The 16,588-nt window shown below is 66.1% G+C and carries 20 protein-coding genes; 6 read left to right on the plus strand and 14 right to left on the minus strand.

The window, feature by feature from the left end:
- Positions 1–288: 288 nt before the first annotated feature.
- The 14 genes from FHR22_RS21615 to flgB all read right to left on the minus strand — a co-directional run bounded on the left by FHR22_RS21615 (position 289) and on the right by flgB (position 11,080).
- Entirely contained in the window at positions 289–1,350 is a 1,062-nt protein-coding gene (locus tag FHR22_RS21615) for a sigma-54 interaction domain-containing protein (protein WP_208417867.1), read from the minus strand.
- A 178-nt stretch (positions 1,351–1,528) separates the two neighbouring features.
- The gene (locus FHR22_RS21620; protein WP_166946251.1) at positions 1,529–2,389 is read right to left on the minus strand and encodes a flagellar motor protein MotB; all 861 of its coding nucleotides are present in this window, start codon (positions 2,387–2,389) and stop codon (positions 1,529–1,531) included.
- The gene (motA, locus tag FHR22_RS21625; RefSeq protein WP_166946254.1) at positions 2,389–3,252 is read right to left on the minus strand and encodes a flagellar motor stator protein MotA; all 864 of its coding nucleotides are present in this window, start codon (positions 3,250–3,252) and stop codon (positions 2,389–2,391) included. The genes FHR22_RS21620 and motA overlap by 1 nt, the downstream gene beginning before the upstream one ends.
- A 90-nt stretch (positions 3,253–3,342) precedes the next feature.
- Complete coding sequence (locus FHR22_RS21630) at positions 3,343–4,173, minus strand: flagellin (RefSeq protein WP_166946258.1); 831 nt, start codon at positions 4,171–4,173, stop codon at positions 3,343–3,345.
- A gap of 14 nt (positions 4,174–4,187) precedes the next feature.
- A complete protein-coding gene (gene flgK, locus FHR22_RS21635) occupies positions 4,188–5,519 on the minus strand; it encodes a flagellar hook-associated protein FlgK (RefSeq protein ID WP_166946260.1) in 1,332 nt (443 codons plus the stop codon).
- Positions 5,516–5,827 (minus strand): rod-binding protein, encoded by a 312-nt coding sequence (locus FHR22_RS21640; RefSeq protein WP_208417868.1) that lies wholly within the window; start codon positions 5,825–5,827, stop codon positions 5,516–5,518. The genes flgK and FHR22_RS21640 overlap by 4 nt, the downstream gene beginning before the upstream one ends.
- Positions 5,824–6,900: a flagellar basal body P-ring protein FlgI gene (locus FHR22_RS21645; RefSeq protein WP_166946396.1), complete on the minus strand. Its 1,077-nt coding sequence runs from the start codon at positions 6,898–6,900 to the stop codon at positions 5,824–5,826. The genes FHR22_RS21640 and FHR22_RS21645 overlap by 4 nt, the downstream gene beginning before the upstream one ends.
- 43 nt (positions 6,901–6,943) lie before the next feature.
- Entirely contained in the window at positions 6,944–7,603 is a 660-nt protein-coding gene (locus FHR22_RS21650) for a flagellar basal body L-ring protein FlgH (RefSeq protein ID WP_166946262.1), read from the minus strand.
- A complete protein-coding gene (gene flgG, locus FHR22_RS21655; protein WP_166946264.1) occupies positions 7,584–8,372 on the minus strand; it encodes a flagellar basal-body rod protein FlgG in 789 nt (262 codons plus the stop codon). The genes FHR22_RS21650 and flgG overlap by 20 nt, the downstream gene beginning before the upstream one ends.
- Before the next feature lie 24 nt (positions 8,373–8,396).
- Positions 8,397–9,140 (minus strand): flagellar basal body rod protein FlgF, encoded by a 744-nt coding sequence (locus FHR22_RS21660; RefSeq protein ID WP_166946266.1) that lies wholly within the window; start codon positions 9,138–9,140, stop codon positions 8,397–8,399.
- A gap of 49 nt (positions 9,141–9,189) precedes the next feature.
- Positions 9,190–10,017: a flagellar hook-basal body complex protein gene (locus FHR22_RS21665; protein WP_166946268.1), complete on the minus strand. Its 828-nt coding sequence runs from the start codon at positions 10,015–10,017 to the stop codon at positions 9,190–9,192.
- A gap of 4 nt (positions 10,018–10,021) precedes the next feature.
- A complete protein-coding gene (locus FHR22_RS21670; RefSeq protein ID WP_166946270.1) occupies positions 10,022–10,321 on the minus strand; it encodes a flagellar hook assembly protein FlgD in 300 nt (99 codons plus the stop codon).
- A gap of 1 nt (position 10,322) precedes the next feature.
- Entirely contained in the window at positions 10,323–10,733 is a 411-nt protein-coding gene (gene flgC / locus FHR22_RS21675; protein ID WP_166946272.1) for a flagellar basal body rod protein FlgC, read from the minus strand.
- Complete coding sequence (flgB, locus tag FHR22_RS21680; RefSeq protein ID WP_166946274.1) at positions 10,730–11,080, minus strand: flagellar basal body rod protein FlgB; 351 nt, start codon at positions 11,078–11,080, stop codon at positions 10,730–10,732. The genes flgC and flgB overlap by 4 nt, the downstream gene beginning before the upstream one ends.
- Positions 11,081–11,358: 278 nt before the next feature.
- On the opposite strand from flgB, the gene FHR22_RS21685 reads away from it, so the two are divergent.
- From FHR22_RS21685 to FHR22_RS21710, 6 genes are all read left to right on the plus strand, one after another.
- Positions 11,359–11,868, plus strand: coding sequence for a flagella basal body P-ring formation protein FlgA (locus tag FHR22_RS21685; RefSeq protein WP_166946276.1), 510 nt, complete (start codon positions 11,359–11,361; stop codon positions 11,866–11,868).
- 342 nt (positions 11,869–12,210) lie between these two features.
- Entirely contained in the window at positions 12,211–12,513 is a 303-nt protein-coding gene (flgM, locus tag FHR22_RS21690) for a flagellar biosynthesis anti-sigma factor FlgM (RefSeq protein ID WP_166946278.1), read from the plus strand.
- Positions 12,513–12,818, plus strand: a complete 306-nt coding sequence (locus FHR22_RS21695) for a hypothetical protein (protein WP_166946280.1) — start codon at positions 12,513–12,515, stop codon at positions 12,816–12,818. The genes flgM and FHR22_RS21695 overlap by 1 nt, the downstream gene beginning before the upstream one ends.
- 79 nt (positions 12,819–12,897) lie before the next feature.
- Positions 12,898–13,713: a transglycosylase SLT domain-containing protein gene (locus FHR22_RS21700; protein WP_166946282.1), complete on the plus strand. Its 816-nt coding sequence runs from the start codon at positions 12,898–12,900 to the stop codon at positions 13,711–13,713.
- The gene (gene flhA / locus FHR22_RS21705; RefSeq protein ID WP_166946284.1) at positions 13,710–15,833 is read left to right on the plus strand and encodes a flagellar biosynthesis protein FlhA; all 2,124 of its coding nucleotides are present in this window, start codon (positions 13,710–13,712) and stop codon (positions 15,831–15,833) included. The genes FHR22_RS21700 and flhA overlap by 4 nt, the downstream gene beginning before the upstream one ends.
- Positions 15,823–16,587 (plus strand): sigma-70 family RNA polymerase sigma factor, encoded by a 765-nt coding sequence (locus FHR22_RS21710; protein WP_166946286.1) that lies wholly within the window; start codon positions 15,823–15,825, stop codon positions 16,585–16,587. The genes flhA and FHR22_RS21710 overlap by 11 nt, the downstream gene beginning before the upstream one ends.
- Position 16,588 lies beyond the last annotated feature (1 nt).

Below are 16,588 nucleotides of genomic sequence, written 5' to 3' on the forward strand. Positions count from 1 at the left end.
GAGACATTCCCCTCCCTTTTTGGGTGGGGTTTGGGGTGGGCCGCGAGCGCAGCGAGCAAGAGGAAGAGCGCCGCCTTCGGCGGCTACCCACCCCCGGCCCCTCCCTAAAAGGGAGGGGAGAAGAACGGCAGCTTCCGGCCCCGCAAGCGGTCAATTCGTCTTGGGTTGCAAAGGATATCGCCGCCAAAGGAGATCACCCGGCCGCCCAAGGTGGGGACGGGCGACCGGGTGGTTGCAAGGGGACGGACCAGAGTCCCCTATTCAAACTGGAATCTTGTCCGCAGCGGGTCAGGCCGCTTGCTGGACGCCATATTTGCGCATCTTCTCGATCAGCGTCGTGCGCTTGAGCGTGAGCAGGCGCGCCGCTTCGGAAATAATGCCGTCGGCCAGGTCGAGCGCGACGTGGATCTGTTCGAGTTCGATCGTTTCGATCTCGCGTTTCAGATCGATCGGGCGGCCGGGCGCCGGCGTCTTGGCGTGCGCCGCCGGGGCAGCATGTTCTTCCGCGCTGGTCTGCACCAGGACGGGGCTGCCGGGAACAGCCCGTACGGGCGTAAAGGCAGCGGTGGGGTTCAAAAGCATGATGACGTCTTCGACGCCAAGCGTCTCGCCGCCGTGAAGAACGCTGGCGCGCTCGACGAAATTGCGCAGTTCGCGCACATTGCCCGGCCAGCCATGCTGCATCAGCAGCGCCATCGCCGCATCGTCATAACGGCACTTGGCGTCGGCCGGCATCTGGCGTTGGAAGTGGCGGATCAGCGCCGGAATATCCTCGACGCGGCTGGCGAGGCTGGGGACCTGCAACACAACCACGCCGAGCCGGAAGAACAGGTCTTCGCGGAATTTGCCGTCGGCGATCGCGGCATCGAGATCCTGATGCGTCGCCGAGATAACCCGAACATCGACGCTGCGGACATCGCTGCTGCCGACGCGGACGATCGTCCGGTCTTCGAGCACACGGAGCAGCTTGACCTGCATGTCGAACCGCATGTCGCCGATTTCGTCGAGAAAGACGGTGCCGCCTTCACTCGCCTCGAAATGACCGAGGCGGCGGGCGGTGGCGCCGGTGAACGAGCCTTTTTCATGGCCGAACAATTCGGATTCGATGAGTTCGCCGGGGATGGCGCCGCAGTTGATCGCGGCAAAGGGCTTGCCCGAACGGACGCCCTCGTCGTGGATGGCACGGGCGACGAGTTCCTTGCCCGAACCCGACGGGCCGCACAGCATGACCGATGCGTTCGACCGTGCGACGCGGCGGATCATTTCGCGCAGCCGCTGCGTCGCCGGGCTGGTCCCGATGATCAGCGTTTCAAGCGCCCCCGCGCCGCCGTTGTTCTGCCCCACGTTCATTACCGTCTCCACCGCGCCCCCCAATCGGCGCCTTCCATGGATCCAGAGATTGACGAAAATGGTAAACAAAAGCTTATTCACTTTGCCATAACCCATTCAAAACAAAGGGTTATTGCTAAGTTGGCAGCAATGCTCCCGCGATTGCGTCGTTAAGCAATTCAACGCTGCCAGATTGGCACTAATTGTTTCCGGCACCGCCCCAGCCGAGCGTGATCGAAATGCGCCGGTTGCGCGGATCGAATCGATCCGACGGCAGATAAGGCTCACGATCGGCCACACCTTCGATACGCGAGAAGCGCTCGGTGCCGATGCCGCGAAACTCAAGATAGTGGCGAACCACCTCGGCACGGTCGACCGACAGGCGCCAGTTGTTGGTCCCCGATTTGGCCGACCAGGGCGCAGCGTCGGTGTGGCCGCGGATCATCAGCCGGTTGGGAACGTGCGCGATCGGTTCCGCGATTTCCCGGAACAGCCGCGCGCCGTCGGGGGTCAACTGGCTGGTGCCGCTGGCGAACATCGAAAAATCGGCATCGTCGATGACGTCGATGCGCAGCCCTTCGGTGGTTTCGGTAAAACGCAGGTTGCGCGCGAGGCGCTTGAGATCGCCCTTTTTCTGCACGCGCTCGATCAGCGATTTCGCGACCTGCTGGAACTTCATCCGCTCGCTCTCGCGGCCCGACGCCTCCTTGGGCCCGCCCACGGCGTCCTTGGGGATGGTGATCGAGCGCGACCCGGTCTGGCCGGCCGCGTGCGGATAATCGTCGGCCGAGACGATCGAATCGCCGCCGAACATGCCGTTTGAGCCCGCGCTTTCCTGTTTCGTCTTGACGAGCGTCGGCGCGAAATAGTCGGCAAGCGCCTTGCGCTGCTTCTCGGTCGTCGCGCCAAGCAGCCACATCAAGAGGAAGAAGGCCATCATCGCGGTAACGAAGTCGGCATAGGCGACCTTCCACGCACCGCCATGGTGCGCGGCGTGCGGTGCCTCGATGATCTTCTTGACGATGATCGGGCGAACCGGGGTGTTCGGACGCGCGGCCATCAGCGACCGCGCATTCCGTCAAAGACTTCGGCGAAGCTCGGCTGGTTCGCATGGTCGACGCCCGAACGGGCCGCTTCGATCACCAGCGGCTGCGGATGGCCGTGCAGCGAGGCGATGATCAGCTGCTTTACCGTATGATAGATGGCGGCATCGCTTTCGATCACCGTGCGCGCACGCGTCGCGAACGGGCCGACCAGGCCATAGGCGAGCAGCACGCCAAGAAATGTCCCGACGAGCGCCGACCCGATCATCGCGCCGAGGACCTCGGGCGGTTTGTCGATCGACCCCATCGTCTTCACGACGCCGAGCACCGCGGCGACAATGCCGAGCGCCGGGAGCGCGTCGGCGAGGCTCTGCAGCCCGTCGGCGGGCTTGATCGCATGGTGGTGATGGCTTTTCAGCGCACTGTCCATGACCTCCTCGACCGCATGCGGGTCGAGCGTCCCCGACGACACGACGACCAGGCGCAGCGTATCGCAGATCAGGTGGACGAGCGTCTGGTCCTTCAGAAGCTTGGGATATTGCTGGAAGAGCGGCGAGCTGGCCGGATCCTCGATATGCGGCTCGACCGCGACGGGCCCCTCGGTGCGCATCATCTTCATCAGCGTCGAGACGAGCAGGATGCAGTCGAGATAATCGGCCTTCTGGTAGGTCGGGCCCTTGAACACCTTGCCGAGCCCGCCGCCGAGCGCTTTCAGTTCCTTGCCCGAATTGCCGATGATCAGCGAGCCGATCGCGGCGCCGCCGATGATCAGCATTTCGTGCGGCAGCGCATGAAGCACGGGTTCGAGATTGCCGCCGGTCAGCGCGAAGCCCCCGAACACCAGCAGGATCAATACGATGATGCCGACAACGGGAAACATGCGGAATCTACTCCAGTCGGGGGTTCAAACCCCCGGCAAAACGGGACGTCTTGATGATTAACGGCAGCGGGCGCGAAAGATTGAGCCTGATCAGCTCAAAATATCGAACAAGCTCTGCCGGTTGATGCGCGCGAAGGCCGATTGCGCCGCCTCGAGCGTCAGATTCTGTGCGTTGAGCTGGGCGATCGCGACCGCCAGGTCGGTGTCCTCGAGCCCCGACCGTTCATCCGCAAGCGTGATGCTGCGGCTCGCGAGGCTGTCGCCGATGCGTTCGAGGCGACCGGCCGCGAGCCCCATCGTCGCGCGCTGGTCGGCGACGTGCGAAATGCCGGCGGCGAGCGTGTCGAGCGAGGCGCCGATGATGGCGGTGTCGCCGCCGCCCACCGCCGCCGCCGCATCGCGCAGCATTGTCGAAACCGGATTGCCGTCGACCACGAAAGCGTCGGCGGCCGTCGGCACGGGCGCGAAGCTGGTGTCGGTGTCGAAGCGCATCGTCCGCGCGCTGCTCGCGGCGAACAGCGGCTCGCCATTGACGTCGCGCGTTGCCGCAAGGCTGTCGATCTCGTCGGCGATCGCCGTCAGTTCGGCGGCGACGCTCGCCCGGTCGGCGGGATTCATCGACCCGTTCGCCGCCGACAGCGTCAGTTCGCGCGCCCGAGAAAGCAGGTTGCCCGCCGTGCCGAGCGCGGTGTCGGCCTGCGCAACCATCGCCTCGGCGCTCTTGACATTGCGCGCCCAGGTCTCGGTGCTCGCCTGCGCGGTGCCGATCGTCGCAATGCGATGCGAGGCAACGCTATCGTCCGACCCGCGCAGCAATTTCTTCTGGGTCGAGATCTGCGTCTGGCTGCGCTCGATCTGGTCGGCGATGCTGCGCTGGCGCGCGATTTCGCGCGTCATGCGATTGCCCACGGCGTTGATCATGATGGTCGCCTTTCCTAGACCGCGCTGAGCAGCGCTTGCATCGTTTCGCGCGCGACCTGGATCGTCCGCGCCGCAGCCGAATAGGCCTGCTGGAAGCGCATCAGGTCGGCCGCCTCGCGGTCGAGATCGACTTCGCTGACCTCGCCGCGCGCCGCTGCCGCGGCATCGGCGCGTGTCGTCGCGGCCGCATCCTGCGCGCGCGCCGAGGCGGTCGCCTGCGCCTGGGTCGCGATGTGGCCCGACCATTGCGATTCGGGATCGTTCGCACCGCGCATCGCGCCGAGTGCGAGCATATTGCCATTGGCGCCGCTCGCATCGGCGGCGGCGACCTGATCGGCGGTGAGCGGCGCGGCGGTCAGTGTCGCGGCGCTGGCGGTGCCGGTAAAGAGCGCGGCGCCGGGGTTGCCATTGGCGTCGGTGCCCGCCTGATGCGCGGCGTTGAGCTGCGCGGCAAAGTCGCTCGCCTTCGTGTCGAGCGCGGCGCGTTGGCCGGCGATATGGTTCGACGCTTCCGAAAGCCCGGCGAGCGAGCCCGTAGACGTCGTAAACGGCGCCCCGCCGGCAATCGAAAAGGAGACGCGGCCGTCGGCGGCCGTCGTCACCGCGATCGGTGTGACCACGCCGCCGCCGACGAGGACGTCGCCGCTCGCCGTCGCACGCAGCGTCGCCGCGCCGCGGTCGTCAAAGCTGGCGGTCACCCCGCCCTGCGCCGACAGCACATCGATCAGCCGGTCGCGCTCGTCGAGCAGCGAGGCTTCGCCGGTCGAGCCGGGGCGCGCCTTGCGCAGGCCGGCATTAATCTGTTCGAGTGCATTCAGATCGGCATTGAACTGGTCGACCGCACTGGTCGCGGCGGCCGACACACCCTCGGCCATATCCGAAAGCTGGCCCGCCGCGGTGCGGAAGCCCGATGCGACGTCATCGACCGCCTGCAGGAACTGGCTCCGCAACGTCCGGTTCGACGGATCGGCGGTGAGCTGGTCGGCGGTGGTGAAGACTTTGGTGAGCCCGGTCTTGATGCCGTTGCTTTCATTGCTGAGTGCGGTTTCGACGCGGTCCAGCCAGGCCAGTTTGGTGCCCGAACGCTCGGCATCGCCCGATGAGATGCGCGCATCGGCCGTCAGCCAGGCGTCGACCGCGCGGCTGACGCCGCGAATGTCGACCCCGCCCGGGCGCACGTTGGCGCGGACCAGCGAACTATCCCCCGCCCCCAGCGCCTCGCGAAGTTCAAGCGTGCGCCGCGCATAGCCCGGCGTCTGCGCATTGGCGATATTATCGCCAATGGTCGACAGCGCGCGCGAATAGGCGCGCAGCCCGCTCGCCCCGATGTTCAGCAGGTCGCTCATTGCGTGGCTCCCGTCGCGGCCGCGGCGGCGCGGCCGCGGAACTGCGCCTCGACCATGTCGGCGATACCGAACTGGCGCATCGCGGCGATGCTGTCGGCGGTCTTGGCGTCGGCCATCTCGCGGAAATTGTCGGTCGCGCTCGACCCGAAGATATCGTCGCCGAGCTTGGCCTGCCGCATCGATGCCATCAGCTGGCGCAGGATCACGGCCTCGAAAGCTTCGGCCGCCTTGCGCAGCCCGCCGTCGCCCCCGCCGCCAGCGGCGGCAGGCGCCGGGGTCGCACCAACAGAAGAAATGGGCATCGTCATATGATCACCAGTTCCGCAGTGAGGGCGCCGGCCTGGCTCAGCGCCTCGAGGATGGCGACAAGGTCGCCGGGAGCGACGCCAAGCCGGTTGATCGAATCGACCAGTTCGGCCAGCGAGGCGCTCGGCTTCATCATGAAGACGGGACGCGCCTCTTCGGTCACCTTGATATCGCTCGATTGTTCGACCGCAGTCTCGCCGCGGCTGAACGGCGCCGGCTGGACGACCATCGGCGATTCCTTGATCGACACGGTCAGCTTGCCCTGCGTGATCGCGGCGGTGCCGACGCGGACCGCGCCATTGATCACCACCGTGCCGGTGCGCGCGTTGACGATCACCTTGGCCGGCGGGTCAGCGCGTTCTACGCCCAGATTCTCGATCCGTGACATCAGCCGCATGCGGTCGTCGCCATTGCCCGCCGCGCGGATCGCGATGCTGGCGCCGTCGATCATCGATGCGCTGCCCGGGATCGAGGCGTTAATCGCGTCGGCGACGCGCTTGGCATTGGTCGCGTCGAACTGGTGGAGGTTGAAGGTCAGCCAGTCGCCCGCCGCAAAGCCGGTGTCGACCGAACGCTCGACCGTCGCGCCGCTGGCGATCCGGCCGCTCGACGGCACATTGACCGTCAGCTTCGACCCGTCGGCCGCGTCGACGCCAAGCCCGCCGATGACAAGATTGCCCTGCACCATCGCGTAGATCTGACCGTCGGCGCCATAGAGCGGCGCGAGGACGAGCGTGCCGCCGCGCAGGCTTTTCGCCTTGCCGATCGCCGAGACGGTGACGTCGAGGCGCTGGCCGGGTTTGGCGAAGGGCGGCAGTTCGGCGGTGATCATCACCGCCGCGGCGTTCTTGAGCGCCGGGTTCAGTCCGGGCGGCAAGGTCAGCCCGAAGCGCGAAATCGCACCCTTCATGCCGAGCGTCGAATAATCGAGGCTGTCATCGCCGGTCCCTGCGAGACCGACGACGATGCCGTAACCGGTCAGCTGGTTGGCGCGGAGGCCCTGGAACTGGCCCATGTCCTTGATCCGTTCGGCGTGCGCCGGCGCGGAGAAGCTCAGCCCCGCGAGGAGCAGCATCAGGAAGGCGATGAAGGCGGGACGCTGGGTCACTTCAAATTCCTTAGAAGGGGCTGATGATCGAGAAGAAGCGCTGCAGCCAGCCCTGCTGGCTGGCGCGGGCGATCTCGCCCTTGCCGACATAACGGATGTTCGCATTGGCGACGCGGGTCGACAGGATGCGGTTGTCGGGGCTGATGTCGATCGCGCGGACGATCCCGGCGATCTGGACGCGCTCGTCGCCGCGATTGAGGGTGAGCAGCTTCTCGCCCTTCACCAGCATCGTCCCGTTCGGATAGACGGCGGCGACGGTCACGCTGACCTCGCCCGACAGCGCGTTCGATTGCGACGCGTCGCCCTTGCCCTTGAACTGCTGGCCGCCACCCATCGCGACGTCGCTGGGGTTGAACAGCGACAGCGGGCCGGTCGACGGCGGCGTCAGGCCGATATTGCCGTCGCGCTGCGTCCCCGCGGCGTTGCTTTTCGTCGCAGCGGTGCGCTCGACAAGCTGGATGGTGATGATGTCGCCGACCTGGCCCGCCCGGCCGCCCGAGGTGAGCGGCACATAGGCACCCTGGAAGATCGAGCCATTCGCCGGCGGCGCCGGCGGCGGCGCGGGCATGGTGACCGCAAAGGTATCGGGCGCGACCTTCTCCTTCGCCTGCGCCGTCAGGGGCGCAAACGTGAGGAGCAGAAGCAGGCCCTTAGAGAGTCTGGGTCGCATTTTTCATCATCTCGTCGGTCGCCTGGATCATCTTCGAATTGACCTCATAGGCGCGCTGCGTCTCGATCATGTCGACGAGTTCCTCGACGACATTGACGTTCGATCCCTCGAGCATCCCGCCGCGCAGCGTCCCGCGGCCTTCGATGCCGGCGGCACCGACCTGCGGCGCCCCCGAGGCGGCGGTTTCGAGGAGCATATTGTCACCGATCGCCTGCAGCCCCGCCGGGTTGGCGAAGCGCGCGATCTCGATCTTGCCGAGTTCGGTGGTTTCGGCATCGCCCTGCAACTGCGCCGACACGGTGCCATCGGCGCCGATCGTGATGCCGGTCGCGCCGTCGGGGATCTGGATCGCCGGCTGGACCGGCTTGCCGTCGGAGGTCACGATCGTGCCTTCGGGCGACGTCGTGAAATTGCCGGCGCGGGTATAGCCGGTCCGCCCGTCGGGCATCTGGATCTGAAAGAAACCCGCGCCGTCGATCGCGACGTCGAGCCCGTTGCCGGTGGTCGAGAAACTGCCCTGCGTGTCGATACGCGCGGTGCCGGCGAGCGACACGCCGGTGCCGAGGTTGAGCCCGGTCGCATAACGGTTTTCGGCCGACGACGGCGCGCCGGGCTGGGTCATCATCTGATAGCTCAGGGTTTCGAAATTGGCGCGGTCGCGCTTGAAACCGGTGGTGTTGACGTTGGCCAGATTGTTGGCGATCACCTGCATCCGGAAGCCTTGGGCATCCAGACCGGTTCGCGCGACGTGCAAGGCACCGAAGCTCATGTCATTATCTCCTGTGGACGTGCTCTAACGGGGCAGCTGCATCAGATTGGCGGTCGCGCTGTCCATGTCGCGCGCGTCGCTGATCAGCTTGAGTTGTGAATCCCAGCTCTTGCTCGCCTCGATCATCTCGACGAGCGCACTGGTCGCGGCGACGTTCGATCCCTCGATCGAACGGGTGATGACCCGCGCCTCGGGATCGTCGGGCAGGATGCCGCCGCCCTTGACGCGGAACAGATTGTCGAGGCCCTTGACGATGTCCGATCCGGTCGGGGTGGCGAGCCGCAGCCGGTCGACCTCGACCGGGTTTTCGGGATCGCCGCCGGCCGGGACAACGAAAACCCGGCCTTCGTCGTCGATCGTCACCGCATCGGCGGGCGGGATCGTCACCGGTCCTTGCGTTCCCTGCACCGGATGCCCGTCGCCGGTCGACAGCAGCCCGCTCGGCGCGACCATCAGGTCGCCGCGGCGCGTATAGGCTTCTTCGCCGTCCGCCGCCTGCACGACGAGCATCGCGTCGCCCTGCATCGCGATGTCGAGGTCGCGGCCGGTCGCGGTGATGGTGCCGGCGCGCATGTCGGCGCCGATCACTTCCTCCGACGAGACGGCACGGGCATTCACGCCGCTGCCGTTCAGCCACAAGGTCTGGGCTTCGGCCATGTCGGCGCGAAAGCCGGGCGTCTGCGCATTGGCGAGATTGTTTGCGATCGCCGTCTGCCGGGCCATGCTGCCCCGCATCGCGGTAAGGCTGGTGTAGATGAGGCGGTCCATGCGGAAGCTCCCGGCAAGCGGCGATCAGTCGTCGTTGGTTGGTGGGGGGTCAGCGCATGCCGATGATCGTCTGGGTCAGCGACGACGCGCCCTCGATCGCCTTGGCATTCGCCTGGAAATTGCGCTGCGCCGCGATCAGCAGCACCAGCTCTTCGGTGATGTCGACGTTCGACCGTTCGAGCGCGCCCGAACGGACCGCGCCCATCGCGCCGCTGCCCGGGGCATCGATGACGGGCTGGCCGCTGTCGCCCGTCGACTGCCAGTGCGAATCGCCGACCGGACGCAGCCCGTCCATCGCGGGGAAGGTTGCCATCGCGACCTTGCCGAGCTTCTGAGCCGACCCGTCGGCGAAGGTCGCGGTGACGAGGCCGTCGGTGCCGATCGAAACATTGACCAGCGCGGCATCGGCATTGCCCGCCGCATGTTTGGGCAGGATGAAATCCTGCGCGCCGGCCAGCGTGCGGTTGGTGACATTGCCGTCGGCGTCGACCGGCAGCAGCTGCATCGTCGCGCCCGTCGAATCAACGACGCGGCCGTCCTCGAGCGGCGAGAAGGCGCCGTTGCGCGAATAGGTGACGGCGTTGGTCGGCGGCGCGCCCTTGACGACGAACAGGCCTTCGCCGACGATCGCCATGTCGAGCGTCTTGTCGCTCGTTTCATACGACCCTTGCGTGAACTGCTGGGTGATGCCGTTGAGCTGCGCGCCCTGGCCCGCGATCATCTTCGTCGACTGGCTCGGCGACGCGGCGAAGATGTCGCCGAACTGCGCGGTGCTGCGCTTGAAGCCGATCGAACCGGCGTTGGCGATATTGTTCGAGATGACCGACATGTCGGTCTGCGCGCCCTTGAGGCCCGAAAGTGACGTATAGAATGACATGGACTTATCCTTCCTCGGTGGTGGGGGTCTTCGACGCGGCCTTGATGTCCTGCAGCAGCGCGGTTTGCGATTTGAGCTGGTCGGAAATCTGCTGCAGCGTCGTGTTGGTTTCGGTGATCCCGGCAAGGCTGGAAAATTGCGCCATCTGCGCCACCATCTGCTGGTTATCGACCGGGTTGAACGGATCCTGCTGGCTAAGCTGCGCGGTCATCAGGCGCAGGAAATCGCTCTGTCCCATCTGCTGGCCGCTGCCCTTGGGCTGGAGCACGGGATTATTGTTGCTGGTGATGCTGTTGACGGCCATTTTATTGTCCCATCCTGAGAGTTTCGTTGATCAGGCCCTTGGCGGTTTCGAGGACCTGGACATTGTTCTGATACTGGCGTGCGGTCTCGACCATCTCGACCAGCTCGGCGGCGCTATCGACCGCGGCTTCCCAGACGTTGCCGTCCTTGTCGGCGAGCGGGTTCGACGGGTCGTGCCGTTTCGACGGCGCCATCTTGCCCACCGTGACCTGGTCGACCTGCACCGTCGCGCGGCCATGGTCGTCCATCACGGTGCGGAACACCGGCTTCATCGAGCGGAAGGCGCCTGCCTCGCTGCCCGCGACCGTCCCCGCGTTGGCAAGGTTCGATGCGGTGGTGTTCAGGCGGACGAGTTGCGCCGACATGGCGCGGCCGCTGATGTCGAAGACCGAGAAATTGCCGTTCATCGTCATTCGCCCTTGATCGCGCGGGTCAGCGTGTTGACGCGGCCCGAAAGGAAGGCGAGGCTCGACCGGTAGGCGAGCGCGTTTTCGGCGAAGGCCGTCTGTTCGGTCGCCATTTCGACGGTGTTGCCGTCGAGCGAGGCCTGGACCGGAACGCGATAGGCCATCGCGCCCTCCATCGCATCGGCGGCCGAACCGCCCTGCTGCGCAAGGTCGAGCGCTTTCGAGAAATCGAGGTCGCGCGCCTTGTAACCCGGCGTCGCGGCGTTGGCGATGTTCGACGCGAGCAGCATCATGCGCTGGCTGCGCAGCTGAAGCGCCGTCGCGTGCAGGCCAAAGAGCTTTTCGGATGCCATCGTACCATTCCTTCCTTCACCGCGGTTCCCGTCCGGCGGTGGCCGGCGCGGGTGCGCGGAAGACACAAGGCGTGATGCAATGGCCGTGCCAAAATATATTTATTGCTATTTTTCAATAGGTTATATTAAATATGCCAAGGGCAGCACCGTCTTGCCGCGCTGCCAGTCAAAAGTTTGACGTCGGCCCCTTTTGCGCGGCGCAACGCCGCCGCAAAGCGCGACTGGCACGCTTCCTGCTTGACGGTCCGCGACCATTTTGGACCTGAAGGAGATGGATCATGGTTCGCAAGACAAGCCTGTGCCTGATTGCCGGCATCATCGCCTGCACTCCCGCCGCCAACGCCCAGCAAGCCAGCGAGGACTGGCAGACGATCGACGTGCTCACCGCGATGGTGGCGAATGCGATGGGCCGTTCGGCGACCCCGATCGATCGCCGCATCAAGCTGGCGCGCTGTCCCGAGCAGGCATCGATCACCGCGATCGACGCCCAGACGCTCGCGGTGCGCTGTCCCTCGCTCGGCTGGCGCCTGCGGGTGCCGATGACCGGTCCCGCCGGGGTGACGCCGACGCAGGCGAGTTACGCCCGCCCGGCTGCGGCGGCACCGGTGATCCGCCGCGGCGACAATGTCCGCGTGACGATCGACACCGAAAGCTACTCGATCAGCTATGCCGCGATCGCTTCCGAAGACGGGCGCGTCGGCGAGACGATCGCGCTGCGCGGCAACGACGCCAAAAGCACGCTCAGCGCCACCGTCACCGGCCCGGGCCGCGCCCGCCTCCAGGACTGAACCCTCTGCCCTCTGGGTCGCACCAGCCCGGCGGCTGTCGATTTTCCGACGCCGCCGGGTTTTTCTTTGTTTCCTGCTACCCCTTTCGTCATCCCGGGCTTGACCCGGGATCCCGCTTTTTGAAGGTAGCGCAGGTTCGACGTCCAGCGGGACCCCGGATCAAGTCCGGGGTGACGAAGAAGGAAATGTCCGCAACCGGCCGCTATCCGCCGCATCGCCCAACCTGAACATCGGGCCCATGTCATTTTTCCGGCACCCCGGCTTAATCCCCCCGACCATCGGCCGTTAAAGACTTCGATAGCGGCGCCGTCACTTTTCTGACGGACGCCCGAGGAGGCGGAAATGTCGGGTGACAGCAAGATCGGGCTGCAAGCCATCGGCGGCATCGTCCGCGCGGGCGCCGCGCGCAAGATCGCGGGCGAGGCCAACGCAGCGGTGCGGGCGCCGGTCCGCGCGTCAGCGCAGGACCCCCTCCCCGCCGCGCGGCTGATCACCATGGCCGGCGAACTCGCCGATCGGGGCCCGACGGTCGATGTGTCGCGCGTCGCGACGCTGCGCACCGCTATCGCCAATGGAAGCTATGCTCCCGATTCCACGGTCATCGCAAAAGCCATGCTGCGATTTCAGCAAGGCGGCGCAGCCTGATGCTGGCGCAGATGGAAGAGGTGCAGGCGCAGCTCGATACGCTGGTCGGCGCACTCGACGGGCATGATGCCGGGGCAATCATCGCCGCGACCGAAGCCTTGGCGACCGCAGTGATCCTGTTTCGCGGCGCGCCCGTCGCCGAAGGCGGCGAAAGCCGCGCCAAGGTGCTGATCGAGCAGGTCCTCGGCCAGCTCGAAGCCGCGGCAATTCGCATCAACATATTGAAGAACTGGACGCGTCAGAGGATTGACAACAACCATCAGGTCCGCGGCATCCAGACCCGTGGAACGGCCCTAACCTATTGAACATCCTTCGTTTCAATACGGAATTTTAGAAATGGCACGATGATTGCTTTTGGTCTGCTGAACCAGCGGAACCAAAGCCATGAATGCGATCAACAACCCCCAAGCCCCGCGCGTCGCCGCACCCGTCATGGATGCGGTGCAGAACGCGTCGGCGCGGACGGGGATTGATTTCGACTATCTGTTCGACGTCGCCCGGGTCGAAAGCGCGTTCAACCCGACCGCCAAGGCAACGACCTCGTCGGCACGCGGGCTGTTCCAGTTTACCCGCCAGACCTGGCTTGCCACGCTGAAGCGGCACGGCACCGACCATGGTCTCGGCTGGGCGGCGAACGCGATCGGCCGCGACGCGTCGGGGCGCCTGTCGATCAGCGATCCCGCACTCCGCGAGCAGATTTTCGACCTGCGCGACGATCCCGCCGCCGCGTCGAGCATGGCGGCCGCGCTGACGTCGGACAATCGCGACTATCTGGAAAGCCGGATCGGCCGCAGCGCCGAACCCGTCGACCTGTATCTCGCGCATTTCCTCGGCAGCGGCGGCGCCGCGAAATTCCTGTCGGCGTGGGAAAGCAATCCCGACCAAGCGGGCGCGACGATGATGCCCGACGCCGCCGCCGCGAACCGCTCGATCTTCTATGCCGCCGACGGCAGCATGCGCAGCCTCGGCGAAATCCGCGACCGATTCCGTGCCAAGCTCGACGATGGCGAGGCGCCCGTGATGGCACCCGGCCAAAGCCTTGCCCCCGCATGGCGCATGCAGATGGCGAGCTCCAGCGGCGAAGCCGCCGGCCGGCCGCCGCTCCCGATGATGGATATTCAGCCCATGCCCAGGAAACTCTCGATGGGCTTCGCCGCCCAGGCCTATCAGCGGCTCGCGTCGCTCGGAGGCGCCGCATGACCGGGGGCTTCAGCCTCGGCCAGGCCGGCCGCATGGCGGGCGCTGCCGCGCTGCCGGCGGGGATGCTGATCCTCGTCGCGCTGATGGTGATCCCGGTTTCGCCACTGATCCTCGACTTGAGCTTCGTCGCCAATATCATGATCAGCCTGCTGATCCTGATGGTCGCGCTGCAAGCGTCGAAACCGCTCGATTTCTCGGCCTTTCCGACCGTGCTGCTGCTCGCGACATTGTTCCGGCTCGCGCTCAACGTCGCCTCGACGCGCGTCGTGCTCGTCCACGGGCACGAAGGCACGGCATCGGCGGGCCATGTCATCGAGGCGTTCGGCCAGGTGCTGATCGGCGGCGATTATGTCGTCGGCATTTTCGTGTTCGTCGTGCTGATGATCATCAACCTCGTCGTCATCACCAAGGGCGCGGGGCGCGTGTCCGAAGTGTCGGCGCGCTTCACGCTCGACGCGCTGCCCGGCAAGCAGATGGCGATCGACGCCGACCTGAACGCCGGCCTGCTCACCCCCGACGAAGCCAAGGCGCGCCGCCAGGAGGTCGCCACCGAAGCCGATTTCTACGGCTCGATGGACGGTGCGTCGAAGTTCGTGAAGGGCGACGCGGTCGCCGGCCTGCTGATCCTGTTCGTCAACATCGTCGGCGGCCTGATCCTCGGCATCTTCAGCCACGGACTTTCCTTCTCCGAAGCCGGCAGCACCTATGTCACGCTCGCGATCGGCGATGCGCTCGTCGCGCAGATCCCGGCGCTGCTGCTCTCGATCGCCGCCGCCGCGATCGTCACCCGCGTCAATTCGCCGCTCGACCTCAGCGGCCAGATCGGCAGCCAGTTCGCGTCGCCGACGATCTGGATGGCGGTCGGCGGCATCCTGTTCATTCTCGGCATGGTCCCGGCGATGCCGCAAATGCTGATCCTGCCCGCCGCCGCGCTGGCCGGCGCGATCGGCTGGCAGTTGCGCCGTTCGGCCGCCGACCTGGCCGCGGCGCCCGAACCCGCCGCGCCCGCCGCCGATCCGCATCACATCGACTGGGCCGACGTCAGCGCCTCAAGCGCGTGCCAGCTCGAGATCGGCTATGCGCTCGTCGCCATGGTCGACGACCGCAAGGGTGCGCCGCTGATGACGCGGATCACCGGCATCCGCCGCCAATTGTCGAAGGAGCTCGGCTTCGTCGTCCCCCCGGTCAAGGTCAGCGACGACCTGTCGCTGCCCGGCAACGTCTATCGCATCTCGGTCGCCGGGGTGATCGTCGGCGAGGACGAGGTGTTTCCGAATGAAATGCTCGCGCTCGATTCGGGCGACCTTGTCAGCAAGGTCACCGGCCGGCCGTGCAAGGATCCGACCTTCGGCCTCGACGCACTGTGGATCCCCAAGGCGATCCAGAATGACGCGATCGCCGCCGGCTATACGGTGGTCGACCCGGCAACCGTCGTCGCCACGCACCTCAACAACAGCATCATCGCCTCGGCGGCCGAGCTGTTCGGCATCGACGATGCGCAGGCACTGATCGACAATCTGAAGATCCACTATCCGCAGCTCGCGCAGAATCTCAGCCCGCAGGGCTATACGCTGCCGCGCGTCGCGAGCCTGTGCAAGGCGCTGCTGATCGAACGCGTTCCGCTGCGCGATTTCCGCAAGATCGCCGAAGCGCTCGTCGCACTGTCGGCGCAGCAGCTCGGCGAGAGCGACCTGATCGAAGCGGTGCGCCAGCGCATCGGGGCGCTGATCGTCCAGACCATCGTGCCAAGCCGCATGCCGCTGCCCGTCGTCACCTTCAGCCCCGAGATCGAAGTGCTGCTCAACCAGGCGGTGCGCGCCAATCCCGGTGCCGAATGGCCGTTCGAACATGGGATGGCGATGAAGATCGTCGAGCAGATCGGCGCCGCAGTCGAACCCCTGCTGTTATCGACGCGCAGCTTCGCGCTCGTCGCATCGCCGATCTGCCGCCCGGCGCTGTCCCGGCTCGTGCGCGCGACGTTCCCCGACGTCGCCGTCATCTCCTACCTCGAAATCCCTGCGAACAAGCAGACCGAAATCGTCGCCACCATCGGAGCGGAAATCCCGCGCCTCGGCAGCGCCCGGGATGCGCAGATGAAGGACGAATATCATGAGAATTGAGTCCGCCGACCAGTTCGCCGGCGCCCCACAGCTGGCCGGCACCGCCGGCGGGGCACTGCGCCCGCGCGGCTATTCGGGCAGCGTCGAAATGCTGGTCGACGAATATGCCCCGCTGGTGCGCAAGATCGCCTGGCAAGTCTATTCGCGCGTGTCGCGGACGAGCGAGCTCGACGACCTCATTCAGACCGGGCTGATCGCGCTGATCGAGGCGAGCCGCCATTATGAGGAGCGCGGCTTTGCCTTTGCCACCTATGCCTCGACCCGCATCCGCGGCGCGATGATCGACCAGCTGCGCCGCGAGGCCGACGCCGGACGGTCGGCGATGGTCGCGACCAAGCAGATCAGGACCGTTCGCGGCACCCTCGAGCAGCATCTGATGCGCGCGCCGACGGCGGCCGAAATGGCCGAGGCCTTCGACATGTCGGCGGAGGAATATTTCGCGCTCGAACGCAGCGCGATGCACGGCCGCTCGACCTCGCTCGACGAACTGACCGAGAGCGGAAATTTTCTGATCGCCGACGAACGGCCGGGCGCCGACGCGCTGTATGAGGAGGAGAATGCGCTGGACGCGCTGCGTCAGTGCATCGACCGCCTGTCCGATCGCGAACAAATGGTGCTGCAGCTCTATTTCTTCGAAGAGCTTAATCTGCAGGAAATCGGCCTGACCCTCGACGTCAGCGCGGCGCGCATCTGCCAGATCAAGCGCGACGCGATGGCAAGGATCAACGCGATGATGCGCGAAATGATCGAATGAC

The organism is Sphingopyxis panaciterrae (assembly GCF_011762125.1).
Classification (GTDB): Bacteria; Pseudomonadota; Alphaproteobacteria; order Sphingomonadales; family Sphingomonadaceae; genus Sphingopyxis; species Sphingopyxis panaciterrae.